This window comes from Kocuria himachalensis, from assembly GCF_054784195.1.
Genome location: NZ_BAAGPL010000005.1, coordinates 211,195 through 223,288, shown reverse-complemented (window position 1 = coordinate 223,288; position 12,094 = coordinate 211,195). Strand labels below are relative to the sequence as shown.

General features: G+C 74.7%; 12 protein-coding genes. 5 read left to right on the top strand and 7 right to left on the bottom strand.

What is annotated here, in order from left to right:
- Window positions 1–48: 48 nt before the first annotated feature.
- Together ACYVM4_RS04435 and ACYVM4_RS04430 are read right to left on the bottom strand one after the other, a co-directional pair.
- On the bottom strand, window positions 49–837 hold the full coding sequence (locus tag ACYVM4_RS04435; protein WP_368820376.1) for a phosphatase: 789 nt from the start codon (window positions 835–837) through the stop codon (window positions 49–51).
- The gene (locus tag ACYVM4_RS04430; RefSeq protein WP_368820375.1) at window positions 834–2,126 is read right to left on the bottom strand and encodes a glycosyltransferase; all 1,293 of its coding nucleotides are present in this window, start codon (window positions 2,124–2,126) and stop codon (window positions 834–836) included. The genes ACYVM4_RS04435 and ACYVM4_RS04430 overlap by 4 nt, the downstream gene beginning before the upstream one ends.
- A 150-nt stretch (window positions 2,127–2,276) precedes the next feature.
- Between ACYVM4_RS04430 and alr the strand changes: the two genes are divergently transcribed.
- The 5 genes from alr to tsaD are packed head-to-tail and all read left to right on the top strand — an operon-like array spanning window position 2,277 to window position 6,438.
- The gene (gene alr / locus ACYVM4_RS04425; RefSeq protein WP_438612794.1) at window positions 2,277–3,524 is read left to right on the top strand and encodes an alanine racemase; all 1,248 of its coding nucleotides are present in this window, start codon (window positions 2,277–2,279) and stop codon (window positions 3,522–3,524) included.
- Window positions 3,521–4,126, top strand: coding sequence for a tRNA (adenosine(37)-N6)-threonylcarbamoyltransferase complex ATPase subunit type 1 TsaE (gene tsaE, locus ACYVM4_RS04420; RefSeq protein WP_368820373.1), 606 nt, complete (start codon window positions 3,521–3,523; stop codon window positions 4,124–4,126). The genes alr and tsaE overlap by 4 nt, the downstream gene beginning before the upstream one ends.
- Window positions 4,127–4,166: 40 nt before the next feature.
- The gene (gene tsaB, locus ACYVM4_RS04415) at window positions 4,167–4,844 is read left to right on the top strand and encodes a tRNA (adenosine(37)-N6)-threonylcarbamoyltransferase complex dimerization subunit type 1 TsaB (protein WP_368820372.1); all 678 of its coding nucleotides are present in this window, start codon (window positions 4,167–4,169) and stop codon (window positions 4,842–4,844) included.
- 38 nt (window positions 4,845–4,882) lie between these two features.
- Window positions 4,883–5,344, top strand: coding sequence for a ribosomal protein S18-alanine N-acetyltransferase (gene rimI, locus ACYVM4_RS04410; RefSeq protein WP_368820565.1), 462 nt, complete (start codon window positions 4,883–4,885; stop codon window positions 5,342–5,344).
- Window positions 5,341–6,438: a tRNA (adenosine(37)-N6)-threonylcarbamoyltransferase complex transferase subunit TsaD gene (tsaD, locus tag ACYVM4_RS04405; RefSeq protein ID WP_460667748.1), complete on the top strand. Its 1,098-nt coding sequence runs from the start codon at window positions 5,341–5,343 to the stop codon at window positions 6,436–6,438. The genes rimI and tsaD overlap by 4 nt, the downstream gene beginning before the upstream one ends.
- A gap of 158 nt (window positions 6,439–6,596) precedes the next feature.
- Here the strand turns inward: tsaD and ACYVM4_RS04400 are convergent, their stop codons facing one another.
- The 5 genes from ACYVM4_RS04400 to ACYVM4_RS04380 form a co-directional block, all read right to left on the bottom strand.
- Window positions 6,597–7,742, bottom strand: coding sequence for a glutamate--cysteine ligase (locus ACYVM4_RS04400; protein WP_368820370.1), 1,146 nt, complete (start codon window positions 7,740–7,742; stop codon window positions 6,597–6,599).
- 70 nt (window positions 7,743–7,812) lie between these two features.
- The gene (locus ACYVM4_RS04395) at window positions 7,813–9,096 is read right to left on the bottom strand and encodes a THUMP-like domain-containing protein (RefSeq protein WP_368820369.1); all 1,284 of its coding nucleotides are present in this window, start codon (window positions 9,094–9,096) and stop codon (window positions 7,813–7,815) included.
- Window positions 9,097–9,121: 25 nt separating this feature from the next.
- Complete coding sequence (locus tag ACYVM4_RS04390; RefSeq protein ID WP_368820368.1) at window positions 9,122–9,880, bottom strand: iron ABC transporter ATP-binding protein; 759 nt, start codon at window positions 9,878–9,880, stop codon at window positions 9,122–9,124.
- A 13-nt stretch (window positions 9,881–9,893) separates the two neighbouring features.
- Window positions 9,894–10,910: an iron chelate uptake ABC transporter family permease subunit gene (locus tag ACYVM4_RS04385; protein ID WP_368820367.1), complete on the bottom strand. Its 1,017-nt coding sequence runs from the start codon at window positions 10,908–10,910 to the stop codon at window positions 9,894–9,896.
- Window positions 10,907–11,995, bottom strand: a complete 1,089-nt coding sequence (locus ACYVM4_RS04380) for an ABC transporter permease (protein ID WP_368820365.1) — start codon at window positions 11,993–11,995, stop codon at window positions 10,907–10,909. The genes ACYVM4_RS04385 and ACYVM4_RS04380 overlap by 4 nt, the downstream gene beginning before the upstream one ends.
- Window positions 11,996–12,094 lie beyond the last annotated feature (99 nt).

Here is a 12,094-nt window from a genome sequence, read left to right as displayed (position 1 = left end):
GGACCCCCGCACCGACCCCGGTGCGGGGGTCCTGCGCCTCCCGTGATCTCAGACGTAGTCCGCCAGGCCGGCGCGGTGGAGCACGAACGCCGTGAGCGGCTCGTAGACGCGCGGCGGGAGGTTGTCGTCGAGGGGCACGGCGACCTCGACCTGGCCCTGCGCCTCCGCCACGAACACGCCCGGGTCGTTGCAGTCCGCGACCGCGATGGTCCGCAGCCCCCGGGAGCCGGCCGCCCCGGCGAGGCCGTGATCGGCGACCACGAGGTCGGGCGGGTTCTGCCCGTCGCGGCGCAGCTTCTCCAGGGTCAGGGACATGGGCCCGGGGAAGTGGGTGTGCCGCAGCCCGCCGTACTGCTCGACCATCACGACGCTCTCGATCTGCCGGACGTCGCCGTCCTCGAAGGGGAAGCCGTCCGGGACCTGCACCACGTGCGCACCGGCGCGGCGGGCCACCCGGGCCAGCTGCGCGTAGACGGGGAACAGCCCGGCCGGATGGCCGGTGGCGAAGAGCACGCGGCCGCCGGCGGCGACCACCTCGCCGAGGACCCGCGCGTAGCGCTCCAGCCCGGCGATGGCCCGCTCCGCGGAGATCGTGTCCTGGCCCTCGGCGTGCGCCCGGTCGGGAGAGATCCCGACCCGGTCCCGCATGAGCGCGAACACGTCGTCGAAGGTCCACTCCCGGGTGCGCACCACGCCCATGTGCTGGTGCTGGTCACCGTCGAGGAAGCCCTGGATGTTGCGCAGGTTCGCCTCCCGGGGGGTCGCCACCTCCCCGGTGATGCGGTGGCGGTCGAGGTGGCGGGCGAGGTCTGCAGGGGAGAGGGGGGAGGTCGTCACCGTTCGAGTGTATTCAGGCCCCGGCCGCTACCGTCGCGTATCCCCGCCCGGGCGCGCATCCGGGCGTAGACGTCCGCCGTGGACAGGGCCGTCCGTTCCCAGGAGTGGTCCTCGGCGCGCCGGGCGGCCGCCCCGCCCATGCGCTCCAGGGCGGCCGGGTCACCGGCGAGGGCGACGACGGCCCGCGCCCACGAGCCGGGGTCGCGGTCGGGCACGAGCCGGCCGGTGATCCCGTCGAGCACCGCCGTGCGCAGCCCGTCCACGTCCGTGGCCAGCACCGGCGTGCCGCAGGCCTGGGCCTCCAGCGCCACGAGGCCGAACGTCTCGGAGGAGGACGGGACGGCCACGACGTCGGCCCGGCGCATCCGGGCGGCGAGCTGCGGGGCGGGCAGGGCCGGCCCGAAGCGCACGGCGTCCTCCAAGCCCAGCTTCCGCACGCGCTCCCGCAGCACGGTCGTGAAGGCGCGGGTGCCGACCCCCACGACGTCCAGCTCCACGGGCAGGCCGGGGTCGGTCTCCCGGATCCGGGCGAGCGCGTCGACGAGCACGTGCGGGCCCTTGAGCGCCTGCAGACGCCCGGCGAACAGGATCCGCAGCGGTCGGCCGGGCGTGCCGGGGGGCGGCTCGTCGGCGCGGCGGGGCTCGCCGGGGGCGGCGTCCGGGGAGAAGGCCGAGAGGTCGACGCCCGGGGTGATCACGGTCAGTCGTGCCGGGTCGGCGTCGTAGAGCTCGACCATCTGCAGCGCCTCGGTCCGGGTGTTCACCACCGTGGCATCCGCCCGGGCGATGAGCTCGGCCTCGGCCTCGGCGCGGGAGGCCGGCTCGAGCCCCTCCCCGGTGCGGGCGCGCAGGTTCTTCCCGAGCGCCGTGGTGTGCAGGGTCAGGACGAGGGGGACTCCCCAGCCGTCGGCGAGCTCCCGGCCTGCGGCGCCGGAGAGCCAGTAGTGGGCGTGCACGACGTCGGGCCGGTCGGCCTCCGCGCCGAGCACGTCCGCGAAGGCCGCGGTGAACCCGGGCAGGTCCTCCTTGCTCGCCCCGGCGGCCCCGGGCAGCGAGACGGTGAGCAGGCGCAGCCCAGCACGGATGCGGGCGCTCCGCACGCCGGCGCCCGCCGGGGCGCCGGGGTCCCGGTTGAGGGTGGCCATGTCCACGGTGTGGCCGGCGTCCACGAGGGCCTCGGCGAGGTGGCGCACGTAGACGTTCATCCCGCCCGCATCCCCCGACCCCGGTTGCTCGAGGGGAGAGGTGTGCAGGCTGATCAGCAGGACGTGGCGGGGCGCGGCGGACACGGCTCAACTGTAGCCTCCGGCCGCGGGGGCCCGGAGGCCCCTGCGTCCGGGCCCGGAGGCCCCGGGGTCCCGGCCCGGGTGCCCGCGGGGTGCGGAGGGCCCGGGGAACCCGCCCGCCCCGGCTCGGGCGGTGGCGGGCCCGGTGCCACAATGGGATCCGTGAACCGTGCTGACCCCGTCCCGACCGCCCCGTCCGGCGGCGCCTTCCCCCCTCCGCCCCGGTTCGAGCGCAGCGCCGTGGTCGACCTCGCCGCTGTCCGCGCCAACGTGCGCCGGCTCCGTGACCTCGCCGCCCCCGCCCGGCTCATGGCCGTGGTCAAGGCCGACGCCTACGGCCACGGTGCGGTGCCCGTGGCCCGCGCGGCTCTCGAGGCCGGCGCGGACGCCCTGGGCGTCGCCCACGTCGGGGAGGCCCTCGCGCTGCGGACCGCGGGCATCGGGGCCCCCGTGCTGGCGTGGCTGCACACCGTGGACACCGACTTCCGGGCGGCGCTCGCCGCCGACGTCGAGCTGGGCGTCAGCGGCTGGGAGCTCGCCCCGATCACCGAGGCCGCCCGTGCGCTCGGGACCACCGCACGGATCCACCTCAAGATCGACACCGGCCTGGGCCGCAACGGCTCGCCGGAGGCCCTCTGGCCCGAGCTCGTGCGGGCGGCCGCGCAGGCCGAGGCCGAGGGGCTCGTGCGGGTCACCGGCGTCTTCACCCACCTGGCCGTCGCCGACGAGCCCTCCCGGCCGGAGACCCAGGAGCAGCTCGAGCGCTTCCGCGCGGCGGTGGCCACGGCGCGGGCCGCCGGGCTCCGGCCCGCTCTGCGGCACGCGGCGAACTCGCCCGGTCTCCTCGGCGCCGCCGGGCTCGAGCGCCCCGGGGACATGCTCCTGGACATGGTCCGGGTCGGGGTCTGCCTCTACGGGCTCTCCCCGTTCGTGGACCGCACCCCGGAGCAGCTCGGTCTCGTGCCCGCCATGACGCTGCGGAGCACGGTCAGCGCGGTCAAGGAGGTGCCGGCGGGACAGGGCGTCTCCTACGGGCTGAGCTACGTCACCGACCGGCCCACCACCCTGGCGCTCGTCCCGCTCGGCTACGCGGACGGCGTCCCGCGCTCCGGCACCGGCGGGCCGGTGCGGATCCAGGGCCGCACCTATCCGGAGGTCGGCCGGGTCGCGATGGACCAGATCGTGGTGGACCTCGGCGTGCCGGGACGGTCCGCCCCCGAGCACGGGCTGCTCGGGGCGGAGGCCGTGCTGTTCGGGGCGGGGGAGAACCCCTCGGCGAGCGCGTGGGCGGATGCCGCCGGCACCATCAACTACGAGATCGTCACCCGCGTCTCGCCCCGCGTGCCCCGGGTGCACCTGCACGCCACGGAGGACCGGGCGAGCGAGGAGGAGCAGGCATGAGCGAGTGGACGCGGACCGTGACCGTGGACGGGCCCGGGCGGACCCAGGCCCTGGCCGAGCGTCTGGGCGAACAGCTGCGCGCCGGGGACCTGCTGGTCCTCACCGGCGAGCTGGGCGCGGGCAAGACCACGTTCACCCAGGGACTGGGGCGGGGCCTGGGGGTGCGCGCGGGGATCATCTCGCCCACGTTCGTGCTGGTGCGCCGCCACCCCAACGTCCCGGACGGACCCCGGCCCGGCGGCCCGGACCTCGTGCACGTCGACGCCTACCGGCTGGGCTCCGCTGCGGAGGTCGACGACATCGACCTGGAGGACACGGCGGACACGGCCGTCACCGTGGTCGAGTGGGGGAGCGGGAAGGTCGAGCACCTGGCCGAGTCCCGCCTCGAGATCGTGCTGGAGCGCGCCGTGGGCGCCGATCCCCTCGGCCCCGGCGCGCCGTCGGGGCCCGGAGAGCCCCCGGGCGACCTCGGCGACGCGGCCGAGGACCGGGCCGCGGCCGAGGTCCAGGACGATGACGAGGACAGGGACGAGGAGCCCCGCCGCATCACCCTCACCGGGATCGGCCCGCGCTGGGCGGACGGGCCGCCGCGGCTGGACTGAGCCGGGCGGCGCCCCCGGGGGCGGGCACTACACTGGTCGGGTGCTCCTCCTGTGCCTGGACTCCTCCGCCGTCGCCTCCGCCGCCCTCGTGACCGGCGCGGGCCAGGTCCTCGGCTCCTTCGCGAGCCCGGACACGCGCTCCCACGCCGAGGTCCTGGCCCCCGCCGTCCGTGACCTGCTGGCCGGCCACGGCGTCACCGGCCGCGACCTCGACGGGGTCCTCGTCGGCACCGGGCCCGGGCCCTTCACCGGCCTGCGCGCGGGCATCGCGACGGCGCGGGCGCTCGCCTTCGCGTGGGACCTGCCGCTGCACGGTCTCATGAGCCTCGAAGCCCTCGCCCACGACGCCGCAGGGCACGCCCGGGCGGCCGGTCACGAGGAGTTCCTCGTGCTCACCGACGCCCGGCGCAAGGAGGTCTACTGGGCCCGGTTCGCCGCCGCCGAGGACGGTCCGCGGCCGGCCGGGGGCCCCGGGGTGGCCGCCGCCGAGCAGCTCCCGGCGCTTCCCGCCTACGGCCGCGGGGCGGGGATCTACGCCGACCGGCTGGCCCGTCCCGTGCCCGAGTTCGCCGCGGCGCAGCCCACGGCGTCGTCCCTGGGCCTCGCCGCCGCGCGCCGCACGACCCGGGGGGAGGAGCTGTCCCCGGACACGACCCCGCTGTACCTGCGGGAGTCCGACGCGAAGGTCCCCGGCCCCCGGAAGCGGGCGAGCGCGTGAGCACCGCCCCCGCTCCCGGCTCCTGGACGCTGCGCCGGATGGTCCCCGCGGACCTCGCGCCGGTGCACGCGCTCGAGCGCAGGCTCTTCCCCGTCGACGCCTGGCCGCTGGAGATGTTCACCGCCGAGCTGGCCCAGCCCGTGTGCTGGTACTGGGTGGCGGAGCAGGACGGTGAGATCGTCGGCTACGCGGGGCTCATGTGCATCCGCCCCGTGGGCGACGTGCAGACCATCGCGGTGGTCCCCGAGCACGAGGGCCGCGGGATCGGCTCCGCCCTGCTGCGCACCCTGCACGCGCAGGCCCGGGAGCTCGGGGCCACCGAGGTGCTGCTCGAGGTCCGCGCCGACAACCCGCGCGCCCAGCAGCTCTACCGCCGCTTCGGCTACGAGCAGATCCACACCCGCCCCCGCTACTACCGGGACGGCGCCGACGCGCTGATCATGCGCCTCGACCTCACCGCCCCCGAGACACCGGCCGCCCCGACGGAGGAGACCCGATGACCGACGGACCCCTCGTGCTGGGCATCGAGACCTCGTGCGACGAGACCGGCGTGGGAATCGTGCGGGGACGCACCCTGCTCGCCAACGTCGTGTCCTCCTCGATGGACGAGCACGTGCGCTTCGGCGGCGTGATCCCCGAGATCGCCTCCCGCGCCCACCTCGACGCCATCGTCCCGGCCCTGCGCGAGGCCCTGGACCGGGCGGGCGTGGGCCTGGAGGACCTCGACGCCCTCGCGGTGACCTCCGGGCCCGGACTGGCCGGAGCCCTCATGGTGGGCACGGCCGCCGCGAAGGCCCTCGCCGTGGCCACGGACAAGCCCCTCTACGCCATCAACCACCTCGTGGCGCACGTCAGCGTGGGCCTGCTCGAGGACTCCGGGATCGAGGGCTTCCAGGGCGCCTTCGACGACGGCCTGCCCCGCGACCTCGGAGCGCTGCTGGTCTCCGGCGGGCACACCGAGATCCTCGCCGTCGAGGACCTCAGCCGGGACGTGCGCCTGCTCGGGGCCACGATCGACGACGCGGCCGGCGAGGCCTACGACAAGGTGGCCCGCGTCCTGGGCCTGGACTACCCCGGTGGCCCGGCCATCGACGCCGCCGCCCGGGACGGGGACCCGGCCGCCTTCCGACTGCCCCGCGGGCTGAGCGCGGGCAAGTACATGGGCTCCGCCGAGCGGCCCGGCCTGCACCGCTACGACTTCTCCTTCTCCGGGCTCAAGACCGCCGTGGCCCGGGTCGTCGAGGGCTACGAGGCGCGGGGCGAGCCGGTGCCGGTCGCCGACGTCGCGGCGTCCTTCCAGGAGTCGGTGGCCGACGTGGTCACCCGCAAGGCCGTGCTCGCGTGCACGGAGCAGGGTCTCGGGACGCTGCTGCTCGGCGGGGGAGTGGCCGCGAACTCCCGGCTGCGCGAGCTCACCGCCGAGCGCTGCGCCGCGCACGGGATCGAGCTGGTGATCCCCCGGCTGCCGCTGTGCACGGACAACGGGGCCATGGTCGCCGCGCTCGCCGCCCGGGTCGTGGCCGAGGGCCGTGCACCCTCCGGGCTGGAGTTCGCCGCCGACTCCTCCCTGCCGGTCACCACCGTGTCCGTCTGACCGGCTCGGCGCGGCTCGTCCCCCGGGGGCGAGCCGCGCCGTCGGCCCGGTGGTTGCCGAGATGGCGCGGGCCGGGGCGGCGCCGGTCACGTTCGCCATGCCTGCAACCAGGGGACGAACGGTGCCCCGCGTCTAGCGGGCCGTGCCGGAGCGTCCGGTCAGTCGTTCTCGCGGGTGCGGCGGACGATGTCGAGGGCGACCGCGTGCAGGTCCCCGTCGTGGGCCCGGGCCACCGCGCGCTGGCGCTGGTAGCCGGCGCCCTGCTGCAGGATCCGCTCCACGTCGGCGAGCTCCCGCGAGCAGCCGAGCTGCGCGGCCACGGGCTCCAGCCGGTCGAGCAGGGCCGTCAGGTCCTCGCGCAGGTCCCGCTCGATGTTGCGCGGGTCGGTGATGACCTCGGCGTCCAGGCCGTAGCGGGCGGCGCGCCACTTGTTCTCCTGGATGTGCCAGGGCTTCAGGCGGACGGGGGGCCGGCCCGCCTCCACGTCCCGGGAGATGGACTCCGCGAGGCACTGGGTGAGCGCCGTGAGCGCCCCCACCTCCCACAGGGTGGAGAGCCCGTCGCAGAAGCGCACCTCGTCGGTGCCCAGCCGGGGCACCGGGCGCACGTCCCAGCGGGCCTCGCTCATCTCCTCGATGATGCCGGTGGCGATCATGTCCGTGATGCACTGCTCGTACGCGTCCCAGGACGGGAAGTGGTACGGCAGCCCGGCCGTGGACAGCTGCTGGAAGATCATCGAGCGCTGGGACGCGTAGCCGGTGTCCTCGCCCGCCCAGAAGGGCGAGTTCGCGGACAGGGCCAGCAGGTGCGGGTAGTAGGTCAGCAGCCCGTCGAGCACCGGCAGGGCCTTCGCCCGCGAGTCGAGGCCCACGTGCACGTGCACCCCGTAGATGACCATCTGCCGCCCCCAGTACTGGGTGCGGTCCACGAGCTTGTGGTAGCGCTGCTTGTCGGTGACCTGCTGGTCCTGCCAGCGCGCAAAGGGGTGGGTGCCGGCGGCGAAGACCTCGAGGCCCTGCGGATCGGTGACCTTGCGGATCTCGTCCATCATGGTGGACAGCTGCTCGGTGGAGTGGGCGACGTCCCGGCACACCCCGGTGACCAGCTCGACGGTGTTGAGCAGGAACTCCCCGGTCAGGTGCGGATGGTCGCCGTCCGTGCCCCAGGCGGGGTGGGCGTCGAGGACCGCCTCGAACGTCTCCCGGCCGCGGGGGACGAGGTCTCCCGTGGTGCCGTCCACGAGGGCGATCTCCCACTCGACGCCCAGCGTCGACTGGTGGGAGCGGGCGAACGAGATCTCCACGCGGCAGGTCCTCCGTGCTGTTGAGGGGCGGGCGCCCGGTCGGGGGCGGGCCGGGAGGCCCGCGGAGCCATCAGTCTACGGTTTCCACGACGATCACGACGCGCTGCTCCGCGGGGCCCGGCCCGCTCCGTCCCGGGCTCCCCGGGGCAGGGCCCAGGGCCGTCCGGGTGACCACGAGCGTGGCCCGTCCGGGCCCCTTCGGCGCGAGCCGCCGGCGCAGCTCCTCCGGGGTGACGTCCGTGCCGCGCTTCTTGATCTCGAGCGTGCCGACCTCGTGCTCCCGGACCCACCGCTTGAGCACCTTGACGGTGTGCGGCAGCACCTCCCGCACGCGGTACGCGCGGGCCAGCGGGGTGCGCACGAGCTCGTCGGAGGTGAGGTAGGCGATCCGGGGGTGGATCAGCCGTGCGCCCAGCTGCCGGGCGAGGTCCGTGACGAGGCCCGCGCGGATCACCGCGCCGTCCGGTTCGTAGAGGTACGCGCCCACGGGGCCCACCACCGCGTCGGCGTGGGCGGGGTCGTGGTCCTCCGCGCTGGTGAGCTCCGCGGACCCGTGCTCCGAGAGCACGAGGGCCGCGCGCCGCACGCCGGGGCGGGCCACCGCGTTGAACCACAGCACGGCCTCGACCACGTCGCCCCGGTCGGAGACCCACTGCGCCTCGCACCCGGCGGGGACCGCCTCGTGCGGGATGCCCGGCCCCAGCTTCACCCCGACGGGCAGGCCGCGCCCGGCCAGCGCCTCGACGAAGGACAGGGGCGGGGAGAACGCCTCCGGGTCGAAGATCCGCCGGGTGCCCGACGACGACGTCGTGCGCCGGGCCGGGTCCAGCCACACCCCGTCCGGCGGTCCGGCTGGCAGGGCGGCGAGGTCCAGCGACTCCGCGTCGGCGTGCAGGACCGTGACCTCGGGGAACGGGGTGAGGTTGAGCGTGGCGACCGCGGCCGTGGTCTCGTCGAGCTCCACGGCGGTGACCCTGCGGTCGAGGGAGGCCAGCGCGAGCGCGTCCGCGCCGAGGCCGCAGCCGAGGTCGGCCACGTGCTCGAGGCCGGCGTCGGCGAAGCGCCGCGCGTGCAGGGCGGCCACCCGCAGCCGGGTGGCCTGCTCCAGGCCGGCCCGGGTGAAGAGCATGCGGCCGGCGAAGTCCCCGAACTTCTCCCGCGCCCTGGCGCGGAGCCTGGCCTGGGTGAGCACCGCGGAGACGAGCCCGGCGTCGTGCCCCTCCGCGCGCAGGCGGGTGGCGGTGCGCAGGGCCTCCGCCTCGTCGTAGGGACCCAGGGACTCGAGCAGGGCCATGCCCTCCCGGGTCAGCAGCGGGGCGATCTCGCGGGGGTCGACGGGGGTCTCGGGGCTCATGGGTGCCGTTCGGGTCGGGGGCGGATCAGACGAAGTAGATGCCGATGCGGTGGCCGTCGACCTCCTCCACGCGGATGTCGATGCCGTAGATCTCCCGCAGCACGGCCGGGCGCATGATCTCGTCGGGCGTGCCGTGGTGGACGAGGGCGCCGTCCTTCATGGCCATGATCCGGTCGGAGTAGCAGGACGCGAAGTTGATGTCGTGGATGACGAGCACCACGGTCTTGCCGAAGTCGTGGGCCATCTGCCGCAGCAGGCGCATCATCTCCACGGCGTGCTTCATGTCGAGGTTGTTGAGCGGCTCGTCGAGCAGGACGTAGTCGGTGTCCTGGGCGACGACCATGGCGATGAACGCCCGCTGCCGCTGCCCGCCGGAGAGCTCGTCGACGTAGCGGTCGGCGAGCTCCTCGAGCTGGAGGTAGCGCAGCGCCCGCTCGACGTGCTCACGGTCCTCGGCCGTGTGCCGGCCCTTGGAGTGCGGGTGGCGGCCGAAGGACACGAGGTCCCGGACGCTCAGCCGGACCGTCAGGCTGTTCTCCTGGCGCAGGATGGACAGCTTGCGGGCCAGCTGGTCCGAGGGGGTGCCGAGGACGTCGAGGTCGTCCACGAACACGGTGCCCTCGTCCATGGGCAGCAGCCGCGCGGCCATGGACAGCAGCGTCGACTTCCCGGCGCCGTTGGCGCCGATGATCGAGATGATGCCGCCCGCCTCGATGGTCCCCGAGACGCGGTCGACGACGGTCTGCGTCCCGTACCTCTTGGTGAGGCCGGTCAGTTCGATCACGGTGCGCTCCTTGTCACTTGATGGATCCCCGCAGCAGCAGCACGAGGAACAGCAGCCCGCCGGCGAACTCGATCACGATGCTCAGCGCGGTGTCGAAGGCGAAGACCTGCTCGAGGACCACCTGACCGCCCACGAGCGCGATGATCCCCAGCAGAACGGCCATGGGCAGTACGTGCCGGTGGCGGAAGGTGCGGCACAGTGCGTAGGCGAGGTTCGCCACGATGAGCCCGAAGAACGTGATGGGCCCGACCAGCGCGGTGCAGACGCCCACGAGCACGGAGCAGACCACCAGCACGGCCGTGACCACCCGGGTGTGGTCGACGCCCAGGCTGATCGCCGTGTCCCGGCCCAGGGCCAGGACGTCGAGGTGCCGCCGGAACGCGAGCGCCACGAGGGAGACCAGCCCGACGAGCAGCGCGGACAGCCGCAGGAGCCCCGTGTCCACGTTGCCGAACGAGGCGAACATCGCGTCCTGGAGGACGACGAACTCGCTGGGCTCCAACAGCCGCTGCAGCAGCGAGGAGATCCCGCGGAAGACGGTGCCGAAGACGATGCCGACGAGCAGCACGAGGTGCAGGGACTTCCCGGAGCCGGTGAACAGCCAGCGGTAGATCAGCCAGCTGAACGCGACCATGAGGGCGAGCTCGAGCCCGAACTTCGCGCCGTCCCCCAGGGCGACCACGCCGGCGGAGCCGACGAAGAACACGAGGACGGTCTGGATGAGCATGTACAGCGCGTCGAAGCCCATGATGGACGGGGTGAGGATGCGGTTGCTGGTGATCGTCTGGAACAGCACCGTGGACACGCCCACGGCGTAGGCGACGAGCACCATCGTCAGCACCCGGTTGATCCGGCGGGGCAGGACGTAGCCGAGGTCGCCGCTGAGGTCCACGGTCAGGTAGAGGCCGACGGAGGCGGCCGCCAGGACGGCGAGGATCCCGATCCAGGCGCCGGGGGGCAGGGCCGTGCGCGGCCGCCGGGGTCCGCGGGCGGCGAGGGCGGGAGGCAGGGCGGAGGTCCTGGCGCTCACCGGTGGCGCCCCCTCAGCAGCATGGTGAGGAACAGTACGCCGCCCACGACGGCGACGACGGTGCCCACGGGGATCTCGTACGGGTACCGGATCACCCGGGCCACGATGTCGCACGCGAGCACGAAGCCGGCGCCGAGGACGGCGACCCACGGCACGGTGCGGCGGGAGTTGTCCCCGACGAGCATGGACACGAGGTTGGGCACGACGAGCCCCAGGAAGGGGATCGACCCGACGGTGACCACGACCACGGCCGAGATCAGGGCCACGACGGTCATGCCCAGGGCCATGACCTTGCGGTGGTCGATGCCCAGGTTGGTGGTGAACTCGTGGCCCATGCCCGCGACGGTGAACCGGTCGGCGGCCACGTAGCCCACGACCGTCAGCACCAGCACGAGCCACAGCAGCTCGTAGCGGCCCCGCAGGACGCCGGAGAAGTCGCCCAGCATCCAGGCGTTGAGGGTCTGCAGCAGGTCGGAGCGGTAGGCGAAGAACGTGGTGACGGAGGCGATGACGTTGCCGAGCATGATCCCCACGAGCGGCACCAGCAGGGTGCTGCGCAGAGGGATGCGCTGGAGCACCAGCAGGAACAGGGCGGTCCCGGCGACCGCGAACACGGAGGCCGCGCCCATCTTCAGCAGGAGCGGGGCCGAGGGCAGGAGCAGGGTCACGACGAGCAGGCCCGCCTGCGCCGACTCGACGGTGCCCACGGTGGAGGGCTCCACGAACCTGTTGCGGACCATGAGCTGCATGATCAGCCCCGCCACGGACAGGGCCAGGCCGGCCAGCACGACCGAGGCAGTGCGGGGGAAGCGGGAGACCGCGATGATCTCCATCGAGGCCCAGAAGCCGTCGAGGTCCCCGGCGAGGAGCTGGTCCACCAGGGACCACGGGGTGACGTCCAGGACCCCCACGAAGGTGCTGACGACCGCCAGGACCAGCACGAGGGCGCCCGCGGCGGCGAGCCGGCGGGCGTTGGCCCGGGCCGGCGCCCCGGGGTCCACCGGCGTGGAGCCCGCCGACGGCGGCACCGCCGGCGCGGGGCCGGCGGTCGCGGGGCGTGGTGCGGCGGTCACGACGGTGCTCATCGCTGCGTGCTGGTCATCGGGGGACCTTCCGGTGCTGGGGGCGGGACGCGGTCGCGGGCCGGCGCGGCTCCCGGCTGCTCCGCACGGGCGCCGGGTGGT

Bases quoted from the DNA above. Each gene is read 5' to 3' on its own strand.
- alr (WP_438612794.1), top strand. From the start codon at position 2,277: ATGGGATCCGTGAACCGTGCTGACCCCGTCCCGACCGCCCCGTCCGGC.
- tsaE (WP_368820373.1), top strand. From the start codon at position 3,521: ATGAGCGAGTGGACGCGGACCGTGACCGTGGACGGGCCCGGGCGGACC.
- rimI (WP_368820565.1), top strand. From the start codon at position 4,883: ATGGTCCCCGCGGACCTCGCGCCGGTGCACGCGCTCGAGCGCAGGCTC.
- tsaD (WP_460667748.1), top strand. From the start codon at position 5,341: ATGACCGACGGACCCCTCGTGCTGGGCATCGAGACCTCGTGCGACGAG.
- ACYVM4_RS04395 (WP_368820369.1), bottom strand. From the start codon at position 9,096: ATGAGCCCCGAGACCCCCGTCGACCCCCGCGAGATCGCCCCGCTGCTG.
- ACYVM4_RS04380 (WP_368820365.1), bottom strand. From the start codon at position 11,995: ATGAGCACCGTCGTGACCGCCGCACCACGCCCCGCGACCGCCGGCCCC.